The organism is Microvirga tunisiensis, assembly GCF_009296175.1.
Classification (GTDB): Bacteria; Pseudomonadota; Alphaproteobacteria; order Rhizobiales; family Beijerinckiaceae; genus Microvirga; species Microvirga tunisiensis.
Genome location: NZ_VOSK01000030.1, coordinates 20,924 through 45,659, shown reverse-complemented (window position 1 = coordinate 45,659; position 24,736 = coordinate 20,924). Strand labels below are relative to the sequence as shown.

24 protein-coding genes and 1 pseudogene are annotated in these 24,736 nt (G+C 64.1%); 11 read left to right on the top strand and 14 right to left on the bottom strand.

Going from position 1 to position 24,736, the window contains the following annotated elements:
• Positions 1 to 223 precede the first annotated feature (223 nt).
• The 3 genes from FS320_RS11050 to FS320_RS11040 all read right to left on the bottom strand — a co-directional run bounded on the left by FS320_RS11050 (position 224) and on the right by FS320_RS11040 (position 1,394).
• The gene (locus FS320_RS11050) at positions 224 to 424 is read right to left on the bottom strand and encodes an NUDIX domain-containing protein (protein ID WP_244627084.1); all 201 of its coding nucleotides are present in this window, start codon (positions 422 to 424) and stop codon (positions 224 to 226) included.
• A 62-nt stretch (positions 425 to 486) separates the two neighbouring features.
• Positions 487 to 978 (bottom strand): phasin family protein, encoded by a 492-nt coding sequence (locus FS320_RS11045; protein WP_152711511.1) that lies wholly within the window; start codon positions 976 to 978, stop codon positions 487 to 489.
• Between the two features lie 35 nt (positions 979 to 1,013).
• Entirely contained in the window at positions 1,014 to 1,394 is a 381-nt protein-coding gene (locus tag FS320_RS11040; protein WP_152711510.1) for a phasin, read from the bottom strand.
• Between the two features lie 202 nt (positions 1,395 to 1,596).
• Between FS320_RS11040 and FS320_RS11035 the strand changes: the two genes are divergently transcribed.
• Positions 1,597 to 4,266: a PAS domain-containing sensor histidine kinase gene (locus FS320_RS11035; RefSeq protein ID WP_244627083.1), complete on the top strand. Its 2,670-nt coding sequence runs from the start codon at positions 1,597 to 1,599 to the stop codon at positions 4,264 to 4,266.
• Between the two features lie 91 nt (positions 4,267 to 4,357).
• The gene (locus FS320_RS11030; RefSeq protein WP_152711509.1) at positions 4,358 to 7,081 is read left to right on the top strand and encodes a bifunctional acetate--CoA ligase family protein/GNAT family N-acetyltransferase; all 2,724 of its coding nucleotides are present in this window, start codon (positions 4,358 to 4,360) and stop codon (positions 7,079 to 7,081) included.
• 236 nt (positions 7,082 to 7,317) lie between these two features.
• On the opposite strand, the gene bfr is transcribed toward FS320_RS11030, so the two are convergent.
• The 8 genes and pseudogenes from bfr to FS320_RS10990 all read right to left on the bottom strand — a co-directional run bounded on the left by bfr (position 7,318) and on the right by FS320_RS10990 (position 12,928).
• The gene (gene bfr / locus FS320_RS11025) at positions 7,318 to 7,803 is read right to left on the bottom strand and encodes a bacterioferritin (protein WP_152711508.1); all 486 of its coding nucleotides are present in this window, start codon (positions 7,801 to 7,803) and stop codon (positions 7,318 to 7,320) included.
• A gap of 81 nt (positions 7,804 to 7,884) precedes the next feature.
• Positions 7,885 to 8,142 carry a (2Fe-2S)-binding protein gene (locus FS320_RS11020; RefSeq protein WP_152711507.1) on the bottom strand — a complete coding sequence of 86 codons (258 nt, stop codon included), beginning with the start codon at positions 8,140 to 8,142 and terminating at the stop codon, positions 7,885 to 7,887.
• A 118-nt stretch (positions 8,143 to 8,260) separates the two neighbouring features.
• The gene (locus FS320_RS11015) at positions 8,261 to 8,830 is read right to left on the bottom strand and encodes a putative glycolipid-binding domain-containing protein (protein ID WP_162002932.1); all 570 of its coding nucleotides are present in this window, start codon (positions 8,828 to 8,830) and stop codon (positions 8,261 to 8,263) included.
• Positions 8,831 to 9,121: 291 nt separating this feature from the next.
• Complete coding sequence (locus tag FS320_RS11010) at positions 9,122 to 9,793, bottom strand: LutC/YkgG family protein (protein ID WP_152711505.1); 672 nt, start codon at positions 9,791 to 9,793, stop codon at positions 9,122 to 9,124.
• Positions 9,790 to 11,223 carry a LutB/LldF family L-lactate oxidation iron-sulfur protein gene (locus tag FS320_RS11005; protein WP_152711504.1) on the bottom strand — a complete coding sequence of 478 codons (1,434 nt, stop codon included), beginning with the start codon at positions 11,221 to 11,223 and terminating at the stop codon, positions 9,790 to 9,792. The genes FS320_RS11010 and FS320_RS11005 overlap by 4 nt, the downstream gene beginning before the upstream one ends.
• A pseudogene (locus FS320_RS50185) lies at positions 11,220 to 11,709 on the bottom strand (DUF6653 family protein). The gene FS320_RS11005 and the pseudogene FS320_RS50185 overlap by 4 nt, the downstream one beginning before the upstream one ends.
• Positions 11,710 to 11,744: 35 nt before the next feature.
• Positions 11,745 to 12,530 (bottom strand): (Fe-S)-binding protein, encoded by a 786-nt coding sequence (locus FS320_RS10995; RefSeq protein ID WP_244627081.1) that lies wholly within the window; start codon positions 12,528 to 12,530, stop codon positions 11,745 to 11,747.
• An 8-nt stretch (positions 12,531 to 12,538) separates the two neighbouring features.
• Positions 12,539 to 12,928 (bottom strand): c-type cytochrome, encoded by a 390-nt coding sequence (locus FS320_RS10990; protein WP_152711502.1) that lies wholly within the window; start codon positions 12,926 to 12,928, stop codon positions 12,539 to 12,541.
• A 135-nt stretch (positions 12,929 to 13,063) separates the two neighbouring features.
• On the opposite strand from FS320_RS10990, the gene FS320_RS10985 reads away from it, so the two are divergent.
• The 8 genes from FS320_RS10985 (at position 13,064) to FS320_RS10950 (ending at position 21,884) form a co-directional block, all read left to right on the top strand.
• On the top strand, positions 13,064 to 14,497 hold the full coding sequence (locus tag FS320_RS10985) for an FAD-linked oxidase C-terminal domain-containing protein (RefSeq protein WP_152711501.1): 1,434 nt from the start codon (positions 13,064 to 13,066) through the stop codon (positions 14,495 to 14,497).
• On the top strand, positions 14,494 to 15,678 hold the full coding sequence (locus FS320_RS10980; protein WP_162002931.1) for an FAD-binding protein: 1,185 nt from the start codon (positions 14,494 to 14,496) through the stop codon (positions 15,676 to 15,678). Before FS320_RS10985 ends, FS320_RS10980 begins: the two co-directional genes overlap by 4 nt.
• Position 15,679: 1 nt before the next feature.
• Positions 15,680 to 16,297 carry a DUF2585 domain-containing protein gene (locus tag FS320_RS10975; protein ID WP_152711500.1) on the top strand — a complete coding sequence of 206 codons (618 nt, stop codon included), beginning with the start codon at positions 15,680 to 15,682 and terminating at the stop codon, positions 16,295 to 16,297.
• A gap of 9 nt (positions 16,298 to 16,306) precedes the next feature.
• Positions 16,307 to 17,662 carry a glycolate oxidase subunit GlcF gene (gene glcF / locus FS320_RS10970; RefSeq protein ID WP_152711499.1) on the top strand — a complete coding sequence of 452 codons (1,356 nt, stop codon included), beginning with the start codon at positions 16,307 to 16,309 and terminating at the stop codon, positions 17,660 to 17,662.
• Positions 17,663 to 17,906: 244 nt separating this feature from the next.
• A complete protein-coding gene (locus tag FS320_RS10965; protein ID WP_152711498.1) occupies positions 17,907 to 19,274 on the top strand; it encodes a chromosome partitioning protein ParA in 1,368 nt (455 codons plus the stop codon).
• A gap of 325 nt (positions 19,275 to 19,599) precedes the next feature.
• Positions 19,600 to 20,451 (top strand): SDR family NAD(P)-dependent oxidoreductase, encoded by an 852-nt coding sequence (locus FS320_RS10960; RefSeq protein ID WP_152711497.1) that lies wholly within the window; start codon positions 19,600 to 19,602, stop codon positions 20,449 to 20,451.
• Between the two features lie 71 nt (positions 20,452 to 20,522).
• Positions 20,523 to 21,104 carry an NUDIX domain-containing protein gene (locus FS320_RS10955; protein WP_202882849.1) on the top strand — a complete coding sequence of 194 codons (582 nt, stop codon included), beginning with the start codon at positions 20,523 to 20,525 and terminating at the stop codon, positions 21,102 to 21,104.
• Positions 21,105 to 21,161: 57 nt separating this feature from the next.
• The gene (locus FS320_RS10950; RefSeq protein WP_152711495.1) at positions 21,162 to 21,884 is read left to right on the top strand and encodes a DUF2076 domain-containing protein; all 723 of its coding nucleotides are present in this window, start codon (positions 21,162 to 21,164) and stop codon (positions 21,882 to 21,884) included.
• Between the two features lie 51 nt (positions 21,885 to 21,935).
• Here the strand turns inward: FS320_RS10950 and FS320_RS10945 are convergent, their stop codons facing one another.
• Complete coding sequence (locus FS320_RS10945) at positions 21,936 to 22,265, bottom strand: DMT family transporter (protein ID WP_152711494.1); 330 nt, start codon at positions 22,263 to 22,265, stop codon at positions 21,936 to 21,938.
• A 120-nt stretch (positions 22,266 to 22,385) separates the two neighbouring features.
• Positions 22,386 to 23,144, bottom strand: coding sequence for a L,D-transpeptidase (locus FS320_RS10940; protein ID WP_244627080.1), 759 nt, complete (start codon positions 23,142 to 23,144; stop codon positions 22,386 to 22,388).
• Between the two features lie 209 nt (positions 23,145 to 23,353).
• Between FS320_RS10940 and FS320_RS10935 the strand changes: the two genes are divergently transcribed.
• Positions 23,354 to 24,199 carry a DMT family transporter gene (locus FS320_RS10935; RefSeq protein ID WP_152711493.1) on the top strand — a complete coding sequence of 282 codons (846 nt, stop codon included), beginning with the start codon at positions 23,354 to 23,356 and terminating at the stop codon, positions 24,197 to 24,199.
• Here the strand turns inward: FS320_RS10935 and FS320_RS10930 are convergent.
• On the bottom strand, positions 24,196 to 24,684 hold the full coding sequence (locus FS320_RS10930) for a PaaI family thioesterase (protein ID WP_152711492.1): 489 nt from the start codon (positions 24,682 to 24,684) through the stop codon (positions 24,196 to 24,198). The two genes, FS320_RS10935 and FS320_RS10930, sit on opposite strands and share 4 nt — an antisense overlap.
• Between the last annotated feature and the right edge of the window lie 52 nt (positions 24,685 to 24,736).

The following is a 24,736-nucleotide window of genomic DNA, read 5'->3' as shown; positions in this document are numbered from 1 at the left end:
CGCCGTGCCGGCTCGCCAGCTTGTGGACCAGGCGCCGCACCGCTTCGGGGGTATTGTCGATCTCGCCGAGAAAGCGGATCTCTCCCTGGCGGCCGTCCTCGGCCACGGCGACGGAGATCTTCAGTTTGGAGGTATCCAGACCGACAAACACTTTGCTCTTCTGCTGCATGGCTCGTCCCCTGTGCGGGAGGCTCGGCGCCGGCCCATCCAGCGCAACCCTCGCTCATCGCATAGCTTGGGACGAGCCACCTCCACCGGCAACGAACATACGGTCTGCTGCATCCTTGACCGTCTCGCCGAACTCGATCTTTCCGCCGGGAAAGCCCCACAGTCCGGCATCGGGCGGATTGGCCCGCCGCACGAGCAGGGTCCAGCCGTTGCGGATGACGACGGCGATGACGGCGGGGATCGGAGATGGGGACATGAAAAAGGCCCGGCCAAGGATGGCCGAGCCTTAACGCATAGGATCGCCGCTGGGTAGCTTGATCAGCGACCCGAACGGTGCAGCGCCGATTGCAGGGGCTCGAGGCTCTTGGTGAACCAGAGCGCCGTGGTCTCGGCAATGTCCTTCCACTGGGCGGAAGCCGTCTCGTAAGCCTGGCGTGTCGCCTGGCTCTGCGCATTGAGGGACTCGGGCAGAGGGGAGGGGCTGATCTCCGAGCGCCATAGATCGAGGGCAGCAAAGCGCTGCGTGTTCATGGCGTCGATGATCTTGTCGTTCACTTCCAGGGCCCCCTTGGCTGAGGCCGCCACGGCCTCGCTCATGGCCTGACGGAGGGCGTCACCCTGCTTCTTGGCGGAAGAGAAGATGGCTCCTGCCTCAACGGGTGTCGCGGCGATGGCAGGAAGCGAAGCGGGCTTCGCCTCTGTCACGGCCTCGACAGTCTCGGCTGCCGAGATAGCGGCCATCTCGACCAGATCGGCCTTCGGCGCGCTTTTGACTGTACTCTTGGCTCTGGGCTTCTTCACTTCCGCCATCGTGACGTCCTCGCAAGATTTTAGGGAGAAGGAGTTTACTTCTTGGAGCCCGGCTGCTTCATGGCCGATTGGGCCAGGGAGCCGAATTCCTTCATCTGGGACTGCATCGCCTCGAACTGAGTGCGGACGAACTCGGCTTGGATCTGCATGGCTTCCTGCATGTCCTTGGCGCGCACCATCCTCTGAGCGAGGTCGAAAGCAGCCGAGAGGTTCTGCTCCGTATAGGAGAAGGTCTTGCGGGCGGCATCCTTGGCGCTGGTCTGGACGGTGTTCGCCGAACCTTCGAACGTGTCGGCCGTCTTCTGCGCGGCGCTCATGAAGCCGTCGATGGCCTTGCGGGCCTGCTCGACGCTCTTCTCGGCGAAATCGCGCATCTCCGGGGGAATCTCGTAACCTTGGGGTTGGTTGGTGGCCATGGACTGCTCCTTGTTGCTAAGACATTTGTGCAGTGCAATATCACATTGTGCACCGCAAAATCAATTCCCTCATGCCTTGTCTTATTAAGGTTACCTCAAAGTAAAAGGATTCAAGTGTCCCGCCTTGCATGCTTGGCCGCTGATATTAGTCTAGAAGCTGTTGAAGAGGTGACTCTGAGACCTTTCACAGCAAAGGCCGTTGATGACCGGTGGTGCCAACCCATTCGAAGCGCTGATCGCGCGGCTTGCCGCCGAGCCGGACCTGGGCCTTTTGGCCGGGCCTGGAGCGGGCGTACTCGTCTGGGATCAGGCGGGGGAGACGCTGCTCTGGACATCGCCGGCCGCCGAGGGATTGCGCGGCGCCTTCACGGATGAAGCCGGCCGGGTGATCCTAGGCTTCCGGGCGCACGATCGCATCAAGGCCCTGGCCGGCGGCCGTGCCCCACGGCAGGGCACCCGCCAGGAGCGCCTGCGGCTCGATCCGACCCGCCCCTGGCTGCCGGTTCCCACCATCTGTCGCCTCGCATCCCTGGAGAACGGCGAGACCGTCCTCGTGATTGTATTCACAGGACCCGTGCCCAAGGCATCCTCTTTTCCTGCCACGGCCCGGCGGATCGAGCCTGCTAGTCTTGAGCCGGTGACGCAAGCCGAAGCCGCTCCCCGACCGGAAGGGCATACCGGCCCGATCCGTTTCATCTGGCACACGGATGCGGAAACTCGTTTCACCGATGTGTCACCCGATCTTGCCCAGGCTGTCGGCGCCATGGCCGGCAACATCGTCGGACAGACCTGGGAGGAGGTGGCCCGCTCGGTCGTCGAGGATCCGGGTGGAGCCGTTGCGGCCTTGTTCGCCCGCAACGAAACCTGGAGCGGACGCACGGTCCTTTGGAACATCGACAATTCGCGCCTGCAGGTGCCGGTCGATTGGGCCGGCATGCCGGTTTTCGGTCCAGGCCGGGAACTCATCGGTTTCCGCGGCTTCGGTCTCCTGCGCATGGATGCCATCCAGGAGCGCGAGGCCTCGGACGTCGCCGCCGATCTGATCGCGCAGAGCCTGGTCCATAGCGAGACGCTCCCGTTCCGTCCGCCCGAGGAAATGCCGGCGCAAGAGCCTGCTGCCGAACCCGAGCCGCGCGAGGAGGAAAGCTGGTTTTCGAACCTTCGCGATCAGGTGGCCAAAGCGCTCGGCAGCACTAAGCCGGAGCCCGCCCAGCCGACCCGCCCGGCCGAGAAACCGGCCCAGACATCGGGCCTCTCCAATGCGGAGCGCAGCGCCTTCCGTGAGATCGCCCGCGCTCTCGGAGCGCGCTTAGAGGAAGATACGCCGACTCAGGTTGATAGCCGAGAGGAAGCGGCTGTCTCTGAAACGATTGAGTCTGCAGCCACGCCGGAATCGGCTCCTTCGCTGCCGCCAGCAACTCTTGCCAAAAGCAATCCTGTACTCGACCGGCTGCCGATCGGAATCCTGGTCCACCGCGGCGAGACCATCCTGTTCGCCAACCGCTTTCTTTTGGACCTGACCGGCTATGACGATGTCGAGCAGATCCGATCCGACGGCGATCTCGTGCATCTGTTCCGCGGCTCTCCTGCGCTTCGAGGACAGGGCGACGAGGATTCCGCGCTTGCGCTCACCACACGGGGCAGCGAGAACATCGCCGTTACCGTGCGCTCCTCATCCGCCGAATGGGATGGCGAGCCGGCGGACCTCATGGTCATCCGCAAGGCATCCAGCATGGAGGCTCCACCGCCTCCGCAAGACAGCCGCGTCCATGAACTTGAGGCGATCCTCGATACGGCGACCGACGGCGTCATCGTCCTCAACGAGACCGGACGCATCCTGTCCCTCAACCGCTCGGCCGAAGCGCTGTTCGGATATGACGAGCGGGCGGTTGCGGGCGATGCCATTACCGTGCTTCTGGCGCCCGAGAGCCATATGGTGGCCCTCGATTATCTCGAAAGCCTGCGGTCGCCGGGCGTGAGAAGTCTGCTCAACGACGGGCGCGAGGTTCTCGGCCGGGAGCGTCAAGGCGGGTCGATCCCTCTGTTCATGACCATGGGGCGCCTGGGCGACGGACCCGATCGCCGGTTCTGTGCGGTTCTTCGCGACATCACGGCCTTCAAGAAGGCTGAGGGCGAACTGATCGGCGCCAAGCATGCGGCCGAGGAGGCGAGCGCCCAGAAATCGGATCTTCTGGCCAAGATCAGCCATGAAATCCGGACGCCGCTGAATGCCATTCTCGGCTTTGCCGAGGTCATGCTCGAGGAGCGGTTCGGAGCCATCGGCAATGACCGCTACAAGGAATATCTCAGGGACGTTCACGCCTCCGGCTCGCATGTGATCAGCCTCGTGAACGATCTGCTGGATCTCGCAAAGATCGAGGCCGGCCGTCTGGAGTTGTCCTTCACGAGCGTCAGCCTCAACGAACTGGTCTCGTCCTGCGTAACCCTGCTTCAGCCGCAGGCCGCACGCGACCGCATCGTCATGCGCATGAGCTTCGCGCCCAAGCTGCCGCCTGTGGTGGCCGATGAACGCTCCATGCGCCAGATCGTGCTCAACCTCGTCTCCAATGCCATCAAGTTCACCGATGCGGGCGGGCAGGTCATCGTCTCAACGGCGACGACGGATCGGGGCGAGGTGGCCTTCCGGGTGCGTGATACCGGCATCGGCATGACGCCGGACGAAGTCGAAGCCGCCCTCGAGCCGTTCCGGCAACTCGCCACCTCGCGAAAGCGCGGCGGCACGGGTCTCGGATTGCCACTGACCAAGGCTCTCGTCGAGGCGAACCGGGGCGCTCTGCAGATCGCCAGTCAGCCGAGCGAGGGGACGCTCGTCGAAGTCATCTTCCCGCCGACGCGGGTTCTGGCGGAATAATCGTCATCGACAGCAAAAAGACCGATTCTTGCAGGATTGGCATTAGCCTGTAAGTCATAGGCTCTCCGCCTCCACGAGACGAAGGATCGTCATGTCCACCTATCGCCTCGATAAGCTCTTCAATCCCCGCTCCATCGCGGTGGTCGGCGCGAGTCCACGTCCCGGCTCTCTCGGCCTGACCTTCCTGCGCAACCTCATCGCGGGTGGCTTCGAGGGAGAGCTTTTTCCCGTCAATCCGCATCATGTCGAGGTCGAGGGGAGGCCCTGCTTCGCCTCCCTGTCCGGGCTTCCCGAAGCACCGGACCTCATCGTCGTCGCCGTGCCGCCCGAGCGAGTGCTCGGCGTGATCGAGGAGGCCGGGAGCGTAGGAGTGAGCGCCGCCATCGTGGCCACGGCGGGAATGGGCTACGGACCGAACTCTCTGGGCGATCAGGTCAGGCTTGCGGCACGCGCCCATGGCCTGCGCGTCGTCGGTCCAAACTGCATCGGCGTTCTGGCGCCTCGTGCCAAGATGAATGCCAGCTTCGCTGCTCACAGCGTGAGGCCTGGGGATTTAGCTCTCGTCTCCCAGTCCGGTGCGCTTGCAGCGGGTCTTGTGGAATGGGCGGCGCAGCGACAAGTCGGCTTTTCGGCCATCGTTTCGCTGGGTGACAAGGTCGACGTGGATTTCAGCGATTGCCTGGATTTCTTCTCCGCCGACAGCGGTACACGAGCGATCCTGCTCTACATCGAGTCCATCGACAACGCGCAGAAGTTCATGTCGGCCGCCCGTGCCGCCGCGCGCGTGAAGCCGGTGGTGGTCATCAAGGCTGGGCGGCATGCTCAAGGAGCGAGGGCGGCTGCGACCCATACCGGAGCTTTGGCGGGGTCTGATGCGGTCTATGACGCCGCTTTCCGCAGAGCCGGCCTGCTGCGGGTTCTCGATCTCGACCAGCTTTTCGCCGCAGCCGAGACGCTGGGTCGGCAGAAGCCGTTTCCTGGCAGCCGATTGGCAGTTCTTACCAATGGAGGTGGTATTGGGGTTCTCGCCGTCGACCGGCTGGTCGATCTCGGCGGAACACTCGCCACCCTGTCGGAGAAAACCCAGAACTCCCTCGACGCCATCCTGCCGTCGACCTGGTCCCATGCCAATCCCATCGACATCGTCGGGGATGCGGACCCGGCCCGTTATGCGGGGGCTCTGGAGGCGCTGCTCGCCGATCCGGAGAACGATGCCGTTCTCATCCTCAACGTGCCGACGGCAATCGCGGGAGCCTCCGACGTGGCCGCAGCCGTCGCCAATGTCGTCAGGCGCGATCGTGCCAGGGGCTATCGCCAGAAGCCGGTCTTTGCCGCCTGGATCGGGGAGGATCCGGACTCGGCCCGTGTCTTCGAGGAGGCGCGTATTCCCCATTATGCGACTGAGGCCGATGCGGTCCGCGGCTTCATGCAGCTCGTCCGCTACCGGGAGGCGCAGGACGAGCTGATGGAGACGCCCGATAACCTCCCGCACGACTTCGAGCCGGATCCGGAGGCAGCCCGCGCCGTCGTCGACCATGTCCTGGCGCAGAACCGCCGCTGGCTCGACCCGCTCGAGGTCAATGCGCTCCTGCGGGCCTATGACATCCCGACCGCCCCGGTGACCCTCGCGACCACGCCGGAGGAGGCCGCGGAGGCGGCCCGGCCGATCATTGCCGAGGGCGGCACGGTGGCCGTGAAAGTCCTCTCGCCGGATATCGTGCACAAATCCGACATCGGCGGCGTGAAGCTCGATCTCACGACCGAGGAAGCGGTGAAAAAGGCGGCCGCCGACATCTTCGAGCGTGCCGCTCGCCTGAAGCCCCAGGCCCACGTGACCGGCGTGACCGTTCAGCCCATGGTACGGCGGGCGAAGGCCCGGGAGCTGATCGTCGGCCTGGCGGACGATCCCTCCTTCGGCCCCGTCGTGCTGTTCGGGCGCGGCGGCACGGCCGTCGAGGTCATCAACGACAAGGCGCTGGCGCTGCCGCCGCTCGATCTCAAGCTCGCCAATGATCTGATCGCCCGTACCCGCGTGTCGCGCCGCCTCAAGGCCTATCGGGACGTCCCGGCCGCCGACGAGGGCGCGATCGCCCTCACATTGGTGAAGCTGGCGCAGATGGCGGCCGATCTGCCCGAGATCCGCGAACTCGACATCAATCCGCTGCTGGCCGACCACACCGGCGTGGTCGCGGTCGATGCCCGCGTGGCGGTCGCGCCCGAGACCCGGAAAGGGAGCGGCCATCCGCGCTTTGCCGTCCGGCCCTACCCCAAGGAGTGGGAGCGCCACATCAAGCTCCGCAACGGGCGGAGTGCTTTCGTTCGGCCCGTTCGACCGGAGGACGAGGAGGAGTTCCGGCGTTTCTTCGAGAAGATCACGCCGGAGGATCTGCGGCTTCGCTTCTTCGCCCCGGTCCGGGATTTCAGCCACACGTTCCTCGTCCGCCTGACGCAGCTCGATTATGCCCGCGCCATCGCGTTCGTCGCCTTCGATGAGGAGACCGGGGAGATGATGGGCGCGGTCCGCCTCCATGCGGACGCCAACCACGAGACCGGCGAATACGGCATCCTTCTCCGCTCCGACCTCAAGGGGCTCGGACTGGGCTGGGAGCTGATGCGGCTGATGATCGAATGGGCGAAGGTCGAGGGACTGCAGGAGATCGACGGGCAGGTCCTGCGCGAGAACTCCACCATGCTCGACATGTGCCGCAGCCTCGGCTTCTCCATCCGCATCGATCCTGACGACCCGGAGCTACGCCTTGTCACCCTGCCGATCGCTTCGATCGAGGAGCCGGAGAAGCTCGCTCAATCGACGTGACAAGAAAAAGCCCGCCGTGAGGGCGGGCCGTTGCAATTTCTTCTAGAACTTCATCCTGAGAGTTTCGCTGATCGTCCTCGACCTCATCCTGAGGAGCCTGCGCGGCAGGCGCCTCGAAGGAGGACCCAGTGTGCGCTGGAAGCGCCCTGATCCTTCGAGACACCGCCTTTGGCGGCCCTCAGGATGAGGGCTCAGGGGAGAGCCGGCTACTGAGCCGGACTCTCAGGAGTAGAATCTCAGTCGTGGCCTTCGAGCCCGCCGATATGCTTCTGGGCGTAGAGCTCGACGCCGACCTGCTCGACGAGGTTGAGCTGGGTCTCGAGGAAGTCGATGTGACCTTCCTCGTCCTTCATCAGCTCTTCGAACAGGTTCTTCGAGACGCGGTCGCCGACGCTCTCGCAATAGGCGGCTGCCTCGCCGTAGAGGTTGCGGGCGTCATATTCCGCCGCGAGGTCGGCTTCGAGGATTTCCTGGATGTTCTGGCCGATGCGCAGGGGATCGAGCACCTGCAGGTTGGCAAAGCCCTCAAGGAAGATAATGCGCTCGATGAAGCGATCCGCGTGGTGCATCTCCTCGATGGATTCCTTGCGCCAGGTTTTCGCAAGCTCCTTGTATCCCCAATCGTCCAGGACCCGGTAATGCAGCCAGTACTGGTTGACGGCCGTCAGCTCGCTGCGCAGGCCGCGATTGAGATACTCGATTACCTTGGGATCACCCTTCATCCTACCCTCTTGTCCAATCGGCGCCGGATGCGCCGGACCATTCCTTAGAGGATTTATGAACTAGGGCGAAAGTCCTTTTGTTCAAAGGGTGGGTTCGGCCGCCGCTTTTTCCAGTGTCGTCGGGCAGCAGCCGCGATTGCAGGCAGCGATGGGTTCCACGCCCGCGTCGCTCAGGGCTTGGTCCATGATGGCGCGGATCGTCCGTGCGCAGCGCCCGCAATTGGGACTGCAGCCGAGACAGCGATAGACCTGCGCCGGAGTGCGCGGACATTCCGGTCCCGGTCTAAGGCACGCTTTGACATCACCGTCGGAGAGGATGTTGCAGGAGCAGACGATCATTTGTTGTTCTAGTTTAGAATGACTAAAAACTACATGCGATTTCAAATACTTAGCTGAGAAATGGGCTAAGGGCCAGCACTATTCCCTGTGCCCAGATGTCACGGTCAAGGCGTCACCCTCAAGCGAGGCGTTTGAACAATCCCGGGTAGTCCAGGACGAAACCATCCTCATCCACGGGGAGACCTGCGGTAAACCCACTCTCCAGGCTCTCGAACCGATAGAGGGAGCCCGCATCGAGGGCCGTATAACGCTGGTTGACGGGTGAGGCGGTCAGATCCGGCACGTCGATGTAGCAGAGGCGGATGTCCATGCTCTCGCCGGTCTCCAAGTCGAGGCGCCGGATGGGTAAGGTGTTGGTGAGCGGTGTCGCCTGGATGTCGACATCGATACAGCCCTGGAGATCCGGCCGGTCCCTGCCGTTCTCCCGCCAATGCCCCCGACCATCGCTCTCCAGATGCAACGCGTGGCCGGACGTGGTTCTCAAGCGAACCTCCTTCGTATGCCACAGGGCATCCAGCTTGACGCGATAGGATAGGCCGAACTCGGTCTCGCCCTCTTGGGCGATCACGACGCCGGAGATGGCAAGCCCGCCATCGGCCGGGCGCACGTCCACATGCTCCAGCCCCGCCTCGCAGCCGTCCCAGGCCGACCAGCGGATGGTGCGGAAGATCAGGGTTGGGATGGACATGCCGTGGCTCCAAGCTTTGCGGCTGCTTTGCCCGACGATTATGGCCCAGCCCGACCGCTTGTCGAATCGAATGCTCCGCAGGCGGCTTGACAAAAGCCATGCGCATTTCCTCCAGCGGGGGAGAGGCGACGGGCTGAAACCTTCCGTCATGGCCGGGCTCGTCCCGGCCATCCCGACCGTTCGAAGCGCTGTGCTCTCCTTGGTCGGGATCACCGGCACGAGGCCGGTGATGACGTGGAGGGGCGGCTTATGCCTTGAATTGGATGCGCCCTGACTTTGCGTGGCTCGCCCTCAGTCCCTGACCACCACCACATGCAGCCGCCGCGGGCCGTGCGCCCCGAGCAGCAGAATCTGCTCGATGTCGCCCGAGCGGGAGGGCCCGGTGATCCAGTTCACGGTGCGCGGCATGGTGCTCTTGCCATAGGCGAAGCGCACCCGGTTCCAGACGGATTCGTAGTCGCTCGCGATGTCCTTGGCCGAGACCACGATGATATGGTTGTCGGGCAGGAAGTTGAGGGTGGACGGATTGTCCGATCCCGACACCATGGCCAGGGTCCCGGATTCCGCAATGCCCCCGAAGGCATGGCTCACCGCGTTGAGATCGCTGCCCTGGCTCGGTCCATGGGCGATCTCGAGCGTCGTGTCGGACCACGGCATGGCCTTGAGGCGCGGATCGTCGCCCATGCGCAGGGTCGCCGGCAGATTGTGATTGCGCAGGAAGTGCGCGATCGATTGCGGCACCTCCGCCGGGGAGGCGACTTCCGTCACCGTGGCGAGAGCGGTCTCGACCATGGTCTTGAAGAGAGCGATCCGCTCATCGCCGGAAACCTGTCCGCGCTTGGGGATCACGCCCTTGGGCGCGCGTTCCAGGCGGTCCGCCACGATCTGCTGCCGGATGGTCTCGCTGCCTTTGACGCCGAGCGAGCGGCGGATATTGGCGAAGATGTCGTAGCGGGCGCTCATGCGGAAGCTCCCCGGCGCTCGCGCTTCCAGCGCTGCTGGAACGTCTCGCCCTGCGGAGCCGGGAAATCGCGATACTTCGTCCAGCCCTTCGACATGGGCAGCCAAGTGAAGCGTCCGCGCCGCCCTCCCGCCAGGGCGAGCGCGCCCATGGCGACGCGGGTCGCCACCCGGTAGAGGGCAGGGCGCTTGGCGAAGAAGCCCCAGAACTTGAGGCCGGAGCGCACGGTGGCGGGCGTCAAGTGCCGCTCGAATTCCCGCTCGCGCCAGTGGCGCATGAGCTTGGGGAGAGGAATGCGCACCGGGCACACGCTCTCGCAGCGCCCGCAGAACGTGGAGGCGTTGGGCAGGTGCCCGGCCTGGTCGACGCCGATGAGGGACGGGGTGAGCACCGCGCCCATGGGACCGGGATAGACCCAGCCATAGGCGTGTCCGCCGACCGCGTGATAGACCGGGCAATGGTTCATGCAGGCGCCGCAGCGGATGCAGCGCAGCATCTCCTCGAAGCTCGTCCCGAGCATGGAGGAGCGGCCGTTATCGATGAGAACCACGTGGTAGTTCTCCGGCCCGTCCGCATCGGCGCTGCGGCGAGGGCCCGTGGAGAAGGTGGTGTAGACCGAGAGCTCCTGGCCCGTCGCCGAGCGGGCGAGCACGCGCAGCAATTGGCTCACATCCTCCAAAGTCGGAACGAGCTTCTCGAGGGAGGCCAGCACGATATGGGTTTTCGGCAGGATCTGGGTGAGATCGCCGTTGCCCTCGTTGGTGACGATGACCGACGTGCCGGTCTCGGCGACGAGGAAGTTGGCGCCGGTGATGCCCACATCGGCCGCCAGGAACCGCTCGCGCAGAACGGCGCGGGCTTCGGTGAGAAGCTGCACCGGCTCGGAGAGGTCGCGCTTGGCGTCGAGATGGGTGTGGACGCGCCTGAAATCCTCCTCCACCTGCGTGGCGTTGAGGTGGACGGCGGGTGCGATGATGTGGCTCGGCAGCTCGTTGCGGAGCTGGATGATGTATTCTCCGAGGTCGGTCTCGACGGGCCTGATGCCGTTCGCTTCCAGGTGATGGTTGATCCCGATCTCCTCCGAGATCATGGACTTGCCCTTCGTGACCGTCCTGGCACCGGCCTCTCGGCAGATGGTGAGAATGATGTCGCGAGCCTCATCGGCATTGCGGGCGAAATGCACATGTCCGCCGGAGGCCTTCACCTTCTCCTCGTAGGCTTCGAGGTAGAGATCGAGATGCTCCAGCGTGTGATTCTTGATGTCCCGCGCGGCATCCCGCAGTGCCTCGAATTCCGGCAGCTTGTCAGCGGCCATCCGGCGCTTGTCGATGAAGCCCTGCTTCACGTTGCCCAGCGCCTTCTGGAGCTGAACGTCGTTCAGCGCCCGCGCGGCATTCTGCTTGAACTGGGGAGAAGTGGAATGAACGGTCATCTGACGTCTTTCTGTCCGACCCGCCGCCATTCGGCATAGGGAGGATGCTTGTCTTTCATCTCGTCATAGAGCCAGACCATGCGGTCGCAAAACCACATCTTTGCAAACCAAGCGATGAGTCCGCCGGACACCGTGGCGAGAACCTCGTTCAGCAGAGCTCCGATCAAGGCCAGAGCAAAGCCTGCTGCGGAGATGGCGGTCAGGATGTGTGCGGCACGAGCATGATGTTCAGGGATCGGGACGGCCTTTCGATTGAGCCAGACACGTTCCCCGAAGGTCGCCTTTGCACTCCAGCCGTTCCTTGTGGCAGGAGCCGGGAACAGGAGCGTTGAGCCAAAGCCATAGAACCACGAGTGCCACGGGAACCAAGGCCCAGATCCCGAGCCAGACGTGACTCCAAACCGCCGCAAGGAGGAGGGGCAGGGATGCCACGCGTGTCCAGACGCTCCACGGGCTTGCATGGCGCTCCCAGGCCCGCTCATCCATCTGAAAGAGCTTGGCGGCAATGTGGCCGTACTCCGTCATGCGGGACGTGCTTCCTTTCCAGCACCGATCGGCGGTTCGTCCGTCATGCCGGCCAGAACCTCCGCCACGTGGCGCACTTGAACCGGCTTGCCGTCGCGGCTGAGCTTGCCGGCCATGTTCATGAGGCAGCCGAGATCGCCTGCGAGCAGGGTGGGCGCATGGGTCGCCTCGATGTTCTTGGCCTTGGCATCGACGATGGCGCCGGAGATGTCGCTGTATTTGACCGCGAAGGTGCCGCCGAAGCCGCAGCAGACATCGCTGTCCTGCATCTCGACGAGGGTCAGGCCTTCCACGCTGGCAAGAAGCCTGCGCGGCTGGGTGTTCACGCCGAGTTCCCGCAAGCCGGAGCAGGAATCGTGATAGGTCACGGCGCTGTCGAAGGAGGCATCGACCTTCGTGACGCCGAGCACGTCGACCAGGAAGCTCGTCAGCTCATAGGTCTTGGCCGCAAGCGCATCGGCCTTGGCGCGCCAGTTCGGGTCTTCCTCGAAGAGCTCCGGGTAATGGGCCTTGATCGTGCCGGCGCAGGATCCGGACGGGGCGACCACGTAATCGTAGCCGTGGAAGGTCTCGATCACCTGCATGGCGAGATCGCGTGTCGTGCCGCGGTCGCCCGAGTTGTAGGCCGGCTGGCCGCAGCAGGTCTGGATGGGCGCATCGACGATGCAGCCGGCATCCTCCAGGAGCTTGACGGCGGCAAAGCCCACGGAAGGGCGCATCAGGTCGACGAGGCAGGTGACGAAAACGCCGACGCGGGGTTTCACCGGCCGGCCTTGCGACATCAAAACGCTCATTGGGCGGCCTTCTTGCCCGACGCGTCGAACTGCTTGAGATAGGCGACGAGGTCATTGACCCTCTGCTCGTCCTTGATGCCGGCATAGATCATCTTGGTGCCGGGGATCTTGGCGCGCGGATCCTTGATGTACTCCCGGAACGTGGCCTCGTCCCAGGTGATGCCGGAATTCTTGTTGGCCGGGGAGTAGTTGTAGCCTTCGACCGATCCCGAGTGGCGGCCGAAGAGGCCGTTCAGCACCGGACCCACGGCATTCTTCGCGCTTTCGCCGATTTGGTGACACGCCCGGCATTGCGTGAATACCTTCTCGCCAGCGGCGGCGTCCTGAGCCTGAGCGGAACCGAGCCCGGCCAGAAGCAGGGCGGCGGAAAGAACGAAGGAACGCATCAAAAACTCCTTTGCTGGACCCCTGTCCCATCTTAGAGACATTCTACATTATTGGAAAACGCCTCCAGGGAAAGCTGCCTTATTGTTAAGGTAGCCATACCTTGAGCGCAGTGATGATTCCCCAGGGAGGGTGCCATGACCATTGCATTTCCGAAACCGGACGAAGCGGTTCTGGCGCGCCGGAAGGAGATCGTCGAGGGTTTGGGACGCCTTGTCGCGTCGGAGGCGCTGATCGTTTCCGAGGACGAGCGCCGCGCCTTCGAGACCGACGGCCTGACCTCCTACCGCCAGATTCCGCTCGCGGTGGTGCTGCCGTCCACGACGGAAGAGGTCTCGGCCATCATGCGCTTCTGCAACGAGCATGGAGTGAAGGTGGTCCCGCGCGGGGCCGGGACCTCGCTCTGCGGCGGCGCGATCCCCCAAGCCGATGCCATCGTGCTCGGCGTCGCCAAGATGAACCGGGTGCTGGACGTCAATTTCGAGGGTCGCACGGCGCGCGTTCAATCGGGCATCACCAATCTCGGCATCAGCCAGGCGGTGGCGCATGAAGGCTTCTTCTACGCTCCCGATCCATCGAGCCAGCTCGCCTGTACGATTGCGGGCAACATCGCCATGAATTCGGGCGGGGCGCATTGCCTGAAATACGGCGTGACCACCAACAACCTGCTCGGGGTCACCATGGTGCTCCTCGACGGAACGGTGGTGGAGATCGGCGGCGACCATCTGGACGCAGCGGGCTACGATCTCCTCGGCCTCGTCTGCGGCTCGGAAGGCCAACTCGGCGTGGTCACGGAGGCGGTGGTGCGGATCCTGCGCGCCGCCGAAGGGGCGCGGCCGGCGCTCTTCGGCTTCGGGTCGGTGGAGGCTGCCGGCGCCTGCGTGGCGGCGATCATCGGGGCGGGCATCATCCCGGTGGCGCTCGAATACATGGACAAGCCCGCGATCCAGATCTGCGAGGCCTTCGCCCATGCGGGCTATCCGCTCGACGTGGAGGCCATGCTGATCGTGGAGGTCGAGGGCTCCGATGCGGAGATCGACGACATGCTCCGCCGCATCGTCACGATCGCCGAACCGTTCAAGCCGAAGACCATGAAGGTCTCGCAATCGGAGGCCGAGAGCGCGGCGATCTGGAAGGGGCGCAAATCGGCCTTCGGCGCCACGGGCCGGGTGGCCGATTACATCTGCATGGACGGCACGATCCCGACGGGGCAGCTGCCTTACGTGCTCAACCGCATCGACGAGATCGTGAAATCCTACGGGCTCGGCGTCGCCAACGTGTTCCATGCGGGCGACGGCAACCTGCATCCGCTCGTCATGTTCAACACCAACAAGCCGGGCGAGATGGAAAAGGCCGAGAAGGCGGGCGAGGACATCCTCAAGCTCTGCGTCGAGGTCGGCGGCTGCCTCACCGGCGAGCATGGCGTCGGCATCGAGAAGCGCGATCTGATGACCTGCCAGTTCAACGCCACCGATCTGGAGCAGCAGATGCGCGTGCGCGGCGTGTTCGATCCACGCTGGCTGCTCAATCCCGCAAAGGTCTTCCCGCTCGAAGGAAGGTTCGCCGCGTGACAACCCATACCCCTCGCGACGAGCAGGACGCATCGATCATCATCCGCGAAGCCGCCGGCACAGGCACGCTTCTGAACGTTTCCGGCAATAGCACGAAGGCGCCGATGGGCCGCCCGAACCAGACCGACGCCTCGATCTCGTCGTCCGCCATGGCCGGGATCACGCTCTACGAGCCGGCGGAACTGGTGATCTCCGCCCGCAGCGGCACGCCGGTGCTGGAGGTCATGCGGGTGCTGGCCGCGAAGGGACAGGAGCTGCCGTTCGAGCCGATGGATTACCGTTCGCTCCTCGGCACCAGGGGCGATCCGACCATCGGCGCCATCGCGGCCATGAACATCTCCGGCCCGCGCCGGATCATGGCTGGTGCCGCCCGCGACAGCCTGATCGGCGTGCGCTTCGTCAACGGGCGGGGCGAAGTGGTGAAATCCGGCGGCCGCGTGATGAAGAACGTCACTGGCCTCGATCTGGTGAAGCTCATGGCCGGCTCCTGGGGCACCCTGGGCTTTCTCACCGAGGTCACGTTCAAGGTTCTGCCCAAGCAGGAGCGCATGGCGACCCTCGTCATCCGTGGCCTCGACGACAGGCAGGGCATCGAGGCCCTGTCGATGGCCCTCGGATCGCCCTTCGACGTGACAGGCGCCGCCCATGTCCCGGACCGCGACCGGCGCGGCGGCAGCACGCTGATCCGGCTCGAGGGATTCAGGGTCTCGGTCGATTATCGCATGAACGAGCTCAAGCGCCTGCTGAAGCGCTTCCGGTTCATGGATCTGCTCGAAGGCGTCGGAGCCGAGGCGCTCTGGCAATCGGTGCGCGATGCGACGCTTCTGACCGATCGGGGCGAGCGGGCGATCTGGCGCGTGTCCACCGCGCCGACGAAGGGGCCGGACCTCGTCGCCCAGGTTGCGCGATCTCTCGATGCGCAGTGGTTCTACGATTGGGGCGGCGGCCTCGTCTGGATCTCGACGGCCATCGACGACGATGCGGGCGCCTCCGTCATGCGCGAGGCGACCAGAACCTTCGGCGGCCATGCCATCCTGGTGCGCGCACCGGCCGAGATCCGCTCCACCCTCGACGTGTTCGAGCCGCAGCCGGAGGCGCTGATGACGCTCACCCGTGGCATCAAGGCTTCCTTGGATCCGGCCGGAATTCTCAATCTGGGCCGGATGTATGCGGGGATCTGAGATGGCGGGCACGGCTTCTCTCACGTCGGAGGCGAGGACGTTGAGCGGCTCGCGGACGGTCCTTATCGGCGGCCTTGCCCTCGGGCTCATCGCGCTCACCGCCGCCATCCTTCTCATGATGGGCCGCACGCCGATCTGCACCTGCGGCACCGTCGAGCTGTGGCACGGAACCGTGAAGGATTCCGGCAATTCGCAGCACCTGACCGACTGGTACACGCCCTCCCACGTCATCCATGGCTTCCTGTTCTATCTGGGGGCTTGGAGCATCGGCGTCCTGCGCGGAAAGGCGCTTCCCCTCGGTGTCGCGCTTCTGCTCGCCATCGGGCTGGAGGCAACGTGGGAGATCGCCGAGAATACCGACTCCGTCATCGATCGTTATCGTGCAACGACCATCGCGCTCGATTATTATGGCGACAGCGTCGTCAATTCGGTCTCGGACATATTCGCCATGATCGCCGGGTTCGTGTTGGCCCGCCTATGGCCGGTCTGGCTGACGGTTCTGCTGGCGGCGATCATGGAAGCGTTCGTCGGGTTCTGGATCCGCGACAACCTGATCCTGAACATCATCATGCTGATCCATCCCATTGATGCCATCAATCGATGGCAAGGGGCGATGTGAGATAAAACGATGCAAACCAATTTCACGCCCGATCAGCTCAGAGATCCCGCCATGGCCAGTTCGGAGAAGATCCTCCGGACCTGCGTCCATTGCGGCTTCTGCACCGCCACCTGCCCGACCTATCTGCTGCTCGGCGACGAGCTCGATTCCCCGCGCGGGCGCATCTACCTGATGAAGGATATGCTGGAGAGCGGGAAGCCCGCCTCGCCGGAGGTGGTGAAGCATATCGACCGCTGCCTCTCGTGCCTCTCCTGCATGACCACTTGTCCGTCCGGCGTGCATTACATGCATTTGGTCGATCACGCCCGCGCGTATATCGAGGCCACCTATACGCGGCCCTGGCATGATCGGCTTCTGCGCTGGGTTCTCGCCAGCGTGCTGCCATATCCGAACCGCTTCCGCTTCGCCCTGGGCGCGGCGATGCTGGCCAAGCCCCTCAAGGGCGTGATCGGCGCGCTGCCGCTCGTCGGCAACCGCCTGCAGGCGATGATCGAGCTGGCGCCGGTGAAGGCTCCCGCGCGCTCGCCCTTCGATCAGCCCGGCACCTTCAAGGCGCATGGGGAGCGCCGGGGCCGGGTCGCCATCCTGTCCGGCTGCGCCCAGCCGGTGCTCAAGCCTGGCTTCAACGAGGCGGCCATCCGCCTCCTCAACCGTCACGGCGTCGATGTGGTCCAGCCCAAGGGGGAGGGGTGCTGCGGCGCGCTCGTTCACCACATGGGCCGCGACGAGGAGGCCCACGGCTTCGCCAAGCGCAATATCGACGCCTGGATCGCCGATATGGACGGGGAGGGGCTGGACGCCATCATCATCACGGCGTCGGGCTGCGGCACGACGATCAAGGATTACGGCTTCATGTTCCGGGAGGACCCGGACTATGCCGAGAAGGCGGCCCGCGTCTCCGCCATCGCCAAGGACATCACCGAATACGTCATGTCCCTGAAGCTCATGGAGCCGGTGCGTGAGACGGACCTGGTGGTGGCCTACCATTCCGCCTGCTCCATGCAGCATGGGCAGGCGATCCGCACCGAGCCGAAGACTCTGCTGAAGCAGGCGGGCTTTGCCGTGAAGGACGTGCCGGAAGGGCATATCTGCTGCGGCTCGGCCGGCACCTACAACCTGCTCCAGCCGGAGATCGCCGCCCAGCTCCGGGCCCGGAAGGTCGCCAATATCGAGCGCACCAAGCCCGACCTCATCGCCACCGGTAATATCGGCTGCATGACCCAGATCGGGAAAGGCACCGAGATCCCCATCGTCCATACGGTTGAGCTTCTCGATTGGGCGACTGGCGGACCCATGCCAGAAACGCTGGAGGCGGCGGGTTTTCAGAAGCGTGTGTCTCGGCCGTTAACCATCGCGGCAGAGTGAGCCTGCTACATTCTTACGCAACGAAATTTCATTTCCAAACTGCTCCCATCTGAGCTAAAAGTTAGGAAAGTGTAAATTTCAGGGGCGTAAGGGCCGGCACATGTCTTCGGGATGGACGTCTTTCAGGAACCGTTTTGGCAAGAGGCAGGATGATGCTGAGGTCAGCTCTCTGCACGAGAGGGGCAGGAGCGCCGAGGCCGTTGCCGCGACTGCCGTTGCTTCTCCGGAAAAAGGCGAGACGATTGTGGTTCGCCCCAACGCAGCGCTCGATTCTGTCGGCCAGAAGAACGAACTGATCCGCGTCCGCTTCGCCAACATGATCGACCGGCTGGAGGAGATCCGCAGCCTCAAGGAGGATTTCGCCCTCCTCAACGAGCCGGTGATCGAGCTCATCCGCAGCTATCCGCAGCTTCAGTCGCGCCTTCTCGAAACCGAGGCGGTGCTCAAGCAGGAAACCGAGACGACCCTGGCGCTGCGCCGGGAACTCGGCGATCTCAACAGCCTTCATGCCCGGACGGTGGACGACCTGAATTCTGCGGTTTCGCAGCTGCGCAAGGCGGAGACCAGGGTCCGCGAGCAGGATTCCTTCGTCGAGGACCTGCGCCTCAATGTGAAGGACAAGGAGGCGATCGTCACCGATCTGGAGAATCAGCTCTCCATCGAGACCGAGCGATCCCGCAACATCACCGAAGAGAACCAGGCCCTGCGCCTTGAAACCCAGGAGGCCGACCAGACGGTGGCCCGCGCCGAGCGCGAGCTCATCGAAACCCGCGAGCGCAACGGCCTGCTCGATCACGAGGTCAAGCGTCTGCAGAAGGTGGCGGAGGAGCAGAATTATCGCCTCTCCAGCCTGACCAATCGGTACGGCGAACTGGAGACCCAGCTCGAGGCCACGCGCCAGCGCGCCTCCGAGCTCGAGACCAAGCTCATGGCCGAGCAGGTGCTGCGCCAGCGCCTGGAGACCCAAATCGATTCCGAGCGCTCTGCCCACCAGACCGACCTTTCGTCCCTCGACATGAAGATCGAGGGCCTCAATTCACGCCTGTCCGCCACGGACAAGATTCTGGCCCATACCCGCGATCAGCTGCGGGACAAGAACGAGGCTCTGCGCGGCGTCGAGCGTTCCTTGAAAGAGACCACCATCGAGAAGAACACCCTCGACCGGCGCCTGGAGGCGACCCAGCAGGAGGTCGAGCGTCAGGTGGCCATGGTCAACGAGCTTCAGCGCTCGCGCATCGAGCTGCAGGAGCGCGTGGAGATGCTCAACAAGGCCATCGCGGCCAAGGACTTCCAGATCGAAAGCTCAGACAACAAGCTGGCGAGCCTTTCCGAGCGCATCGACCAGGTCACCAAGCGCTTCGAGCAGGAGCGCAACACCCTGGAGGCTGCCAACCGCCGCCTCACGGAAGAGCTGCAGAACGAGAAGGCCGAGCGCTCCCTTATGCAGGGCGCCCTCGAGATCGCCCGCGAAAGCCGCATCAAGATCCAGAAAAAGTATATCTCGCTGCGCAAGAAGACGCGCCTCGACGCGCAGGAGGACGATCCGACCCTCTTCGACGAAGATGAAATCGAGACGAATGTCCGGCCTCTGAAATCGTCGGACGCGGAGTAGACCCTTTACCTCAAGAGCCCCGCAGAGACGCGGGGCTTTTTCTTTTGGAATTGGAACTCCTCTCCACCACGTCATCACCGGCCTTGTGCCGGTGATCTCGATTGGAAAAGCGCTGCACCACACCGTATCGGGATGGCCGGCACAAGGCTGGCCATGACGGGGAGGGTGTCATCTCCGACGGCTGGAAGGCCAAACACGAAGAACGATGTGTCGGACGCATATTGCCGATCCTTTCACGGCCCTTGGCGAACGATCCGCTGCGCGCCACTTTGGGCTCATCGTCGAATCGCAAATGTCTCCAGAACAACAACGAAGGATCCAAGCGATGGTCCAGCATCCAGCAATCGCCCCCGACCGCGTCGCCGTCATCACCGGAGCCGCAAGCGGCATCGGGCTTGCGGCCGCCAAACGGTTCGCGAGCCTTGGGATGAAGGTTTGCCTGGCGGATCTCGAGGGCGAAACGCTCCAGCGCAGCGCGGAGGAGGTGGCACGCGTTGCAGGCCAGCCGGAGAACGTGCTTGCGGTGGCGACCGACGTCAGTCGCCTGGAGGATGTCGAGAGCCTCAGGAACAGGGTCCATGCCGCTTTCGGCGAGGTGGCTCTGCTGATGAACAATGCCGGAACCGAGGGCGGCGGGCAGATGTTCGGCGATCTGCAGCGCTGGCACGCCATTCTTGAGACGAATCTCTGGGGTGTCATCAATGGCGCGCATGTCTTCGCACCGGCCATGATCGAACAGAAAAGCCCGTGCGCGATCATCAATACGGGATCGAAACAGGGCATCACCACGCCGCCCGGCAACACCGCCTACAACATCTCCAAGGCCGGCGTGAAGGTCTTCACGGAGGCCCTGGCCCATGAATTGCGCAATACGCCGGATTGCCAAGTGAGCGCGCATCTCCTCATCCCAGGCTTCGTCTATACGGGCTTCACCAAGGCGAGAGGCATCACGGAGAGGCCGGCCGGCGCCTGGGAACCGGAGCAGGTCGTCGATTTTCTGCTGCCTGCCCTCGAGCGAAACGATTTCTACGTGCTCTGCCCCGATAACGAGACGACGCGGGAGATGGACGAGAAGCGCGTCCGCTGGGCCGCCGAGGACCTCATCGAGAACCGCCCGCCGCTGTCACGCTGGCACCCCGATTACAAGCATGCGTTCGCCAAGGTGATGGAAGGCTAGAGCATCGTGCGGAACCGAAGGTCCGCGTCAGCGAAAAGCGGATTCATCCAATGCTCCAGGAGAGTTCGTCCGTGAGTTTCGATCCGGCAGCCTTCCGGAACCATGTCGGAGCGATCCTCGACGATCACGCCAGGGCCTTCGGTGTGCCCGATGACCGACACACCATCCTCCGGCGCCAGATCGAAGGCGGGGACGACATTCATTCCCGCCGCACCTTTCCCGGGCATGTCACGACCTCGGCGTTCATCCTCGATCGGACGGGACAGCGGGTTCTCCTGATCCACCACCGTTCCCTTGGGCGTTGGCTGCAGCCGGGCGGCCATTACGAGCCGCCGGACGATCTGGCGGCGTCCGCTCTCCGGGAGGCTATGGAGGAAACCGGCCTGAACGGTCTTGTCATCGACCCGTGGCATGAAACATCCGGCATGCCCATCGACATCGACAGCCACCGCATACCGTCCCGGCCCGAGCGGGGTGAGCCCGAGCATTGGCATCATGATATCCGCTATGTCGTGAGAGCAGAGGCGGGCGATGCCCTTCGTCCCGATCTGCGGGAGGTGCATGGTGCCGAATGGCGCGACCTTCGGGATTTGGAAAGCATCGCCCCGCAGGGCTTACGGAATATGCGCAAGCTCGGCCTTGTCCGCCCCTAACAAATGCAGGGGCCATGCTTACATCCTTCTCCAACGATCGATTGAAGGAGGCATGCCATGAACGATCAGGAACGCCAGGTCATCAGCGATATCTTCCGACGCCTGGAGCAGGTGGCGAACCAGCCGCGGGATCCGGAGGCCGAGCGCTTCATCGCCGAGAAGCTGCGCCAGCAGCCCTATGCGCCCTATGCCCTGGCGCAGGCGGTCTTCGTTCAGGAGCAGGCCTTGGCCAATCTCCAGGCCGAGAACGAGCAGTTGCGGGCCGAGGTCGATCACGCCAGCCGCCAGCCCCAGCAGGGCGGTTTCCTGTCCAGCATCTTCGGCGGCGGCGCATCGCGCCCACCGGGACCGGCCTACAACACGCCGCCGGTCCGTCAGGCGTCGCCGTGGGGTCAGCCGCATCCGCCCCAGCAGCCTTATGGCGCTCCCCAGGGCGGCATGATGGGCGGCGCGCCCGGTCCCTGGGGCGGCGGCATGATGCAGCGCGGTGGCGGGGGCGGGTTCCTCGGGACCGCTCTCACGACGGCGGCGGGTGTCGCGGGCGGCATGATGATCGCCAATGCCCTGACCCATGCCTTCAGCGGTGAGAACAACCCCTTGGGCGATGTGGCGTCTGCGGCCGGTCTCGGAGGGGCCGATAAAGCGGCCGATGCGGGTACGGCCGATGCGGGCAATGCCGGCATCACGGACTCGCTCTACCAGGACGCGAGCCAGCAGGAAGACCAGGGCGACTTCTCCGACTTCGGCGGCGATGGCGGAGACGAGGGCGATTGGGCCTGAGGACCCGTCCTCGGTTTCGGAAGCGCCCGCCGGATGGCGGGCGTTTTTGCTTCAGTGACCGGCTGTTCTCGAAAACACGTTGATGATCAGCACGCCCGCCAGAATGAGCGCCATGCCGATGAGCGCAGGTGGATCCAGCGGTTGGCGGTAGAACAGCAGGCCCACGAGAGCGATCAGCACGATGCCGACGCCGGACCAGATCGCGTAGGCGACGCCGATGGGGATCGTGCGCATCGTCAGGGACAGGCAATAGAAGGCAAGCCCATAGCCGACGATCACAATGACCGACGGCCAGAAGCGCGAGAAGCCCTCTGCCGCCTTCAGGGCCGAGGTCGCGATGACTTCGCTGACGATGGCGGCGAAGAGATAGACGTAGTTCATGGCGTCCCTCGTGCGGCAGGCGATGTCGCCTTCAGCAAGACTTCCCGCGATCTCCAAAAGCGAATGGCCGGGGCGAGCCCGGCCATCATGAACGGCGATGAATGTCGATCTAGGGCGCGATCAGATCACGATCACGGCCGTTCCGACCTTCACGCGGTTGTAGAGATCGACCACGTCGTCGTTGAGCATGCGGATGCAGCCGGAGGAGACGGCCTGGCCGATGGTGTGCGGCTCGTTGGTGCCGTGGATGCGATAGAGCGACGAGCCGAGATAGAGCGCGCGGGCGCCGAGCGGGTTGTCTGGCCCGCCTTCCATGAAGCGGGGAAGGTCGGGACGACGGCGCAGCATGTCGGCCGGCGGACGCCAGGACGGCCATTCGCGCTTCATGGAAACGGTCTGGCGTCCGCTCCACTCGAAGCCTTCACGGCCGACGCCGATGCCGTAGCGGATGGCGCGACTGCCATCCTGAACGAGATAGAGGAACTTGTTGTCGGTATCGACGATGATCGTGCCGGGACGCTCGGCGCCGCGATAGGACACGAGCTGGCGCTGGAACTCCGGCGCGATCGCATAATCGATGCTGTTGTCGTAGCCCGTGCCGTTTCCGTAATCCTGCGGCAGGGAGGCAACCGTGCTGCCGGTGGACGTCACGTCGTAGGGATAGCCGGCCTGATTGGCGCGGGCGCGGGAGGACGGACGCGTCACGAGAGGATAGCTCTCGGCATAACCGTCCTCGGCCCGCGCATAGGGATAATCGTAGCCCGGAGCGACGTAGGTATTGCCGTAGAAATTGCCGCTCCTGGGGACGGGCTGAGCCGAGGCGGCCGCCGGAAGGAGGGCGGCCAAAAGCATTGCAGAGCAAGGGATCCAAGCACGCATTGAAGTATCCTGTTTTCCGTGTTTTGCAGAATAAACGGCAAGCGCGGCTTTTGTTTCCGCCAAGCTCCATGAATTTAAGCGGTAGCCCGAGGATCGCTTTCCTGTCGATGCCCTGAAAAGAAGGATGAAGCCTCGCAGAAAGTGCTGTAAGAGCCTTTTCCCTTGACGGCGCTCATCCCGGACGCCGGCCTTCACATCGTCGTGACATCATGAAATTCGGTCCCGCCTTGCGGGCGGCTGCAGGTATCGCGGTTCTGTCCATCATGGATGCGGTCATCAAGGGGATGTCCGTCTATTACCCGACCTTCCAGGTCGCCTTCCTGCGCTTCGCCTGCGGCTCGTTGGTAGTTGCAGGCGTCGTGGCCGTCCTGAAGCCCGGCTGGCCGAGCCGCGAGACCGTCGCGGCCAACGCGATCCGCTCCGTGATCGCGGTCGTCACGGCCTTGAGCTTTTTCTATGCCCTGGGGCAATTGCCCCTGGCCGAAACCCTCGTTCTGTCCTTCCTGTCGCCGATGTTCATTGCCCTGTTCGGGATGCTGATGCTGCGGGAGAAGGTCGATGCCCGGATCGTCGGCGCCATCGGCATCGGATTTCTCGGAACGCTCGTCGTTGTCCTGGGCCAGACGGAGGAGGCGGGTGCCGCCCGCTCTTGGCTGGGCGTCGGCGCGGCGCTGCTGTCGGCCATCACCTATGCGCTGAGCCTCGTGCTGCTGCGTCAGCGCGCTCAGCGGGACAAGTTCCTGCACATCGTCATCTTTCAGAACATCGGGCCGTTTCTGCTGGTCGCGCCGTTCGGCATCTGGGCATGGCAGTCCCTGAACTACGCGCACCTGGCCTGGTTCATGCTGATGGGGGTGCTGGGCGTGATCGGCCATGTGCTCATGGCGACCGCCTATGCCAAGGCGGAGGCCGCGCGGCTGGCCCCGCTCGAATATACCGCCCTGATCTGGGCGGTGCTGATCGGCTACGGCGTGTTCAGCGAAATCCCGACCTGGGCGACGCTCGCCGGCGGCATCCTCATCGTCGGCGCAGCGATGCTGACCTCGCGCCGTTAGGCCGCTTTGCGCGCAGCCGCATCGAAGATCATGCAGGTCTCCGTGCCATGGGCCAGAAGTCTCCCCTTGGCATCGAAGAGCTTGCCCTCGGAGGTTGCGAGCGTGCCGCCGCGATGGATCAGAACGCCCTCGCAGGTGACCTTGCCCATGTTCGGCAGGATCGGCCTGACGAAATTGAGCTTCATCTCCACCGTCGTGTAGCCCTGGCCGGCCGCCAGGGTCGTATGGACGGCGCAGGCCATGGCGCTGTCGAGGATCGCGGATGTCCAGCCGCCATGAATCGTGCCGAGCGGGTTGAAGAAGGCCTCTGTCGGCTCGCCCTCGAAGACCACCCGGCCTTCCTCCACATGGGTCATGTAGACATGGGTCGTGCGCGAGAAGGGTGGAGCCGGGTGGCGGCCGTCGAGCATGCTGCGCAGGAAGGCGAGCCCCGGCTCGGCCGTCAGAACGTCCCGCGATACGATTCCGTGAACCCGCTCAAGCATCGCCACCTCCGTCTGTGCAGGTACACACTATGGCAGGCTTGGAGGCTTCGCA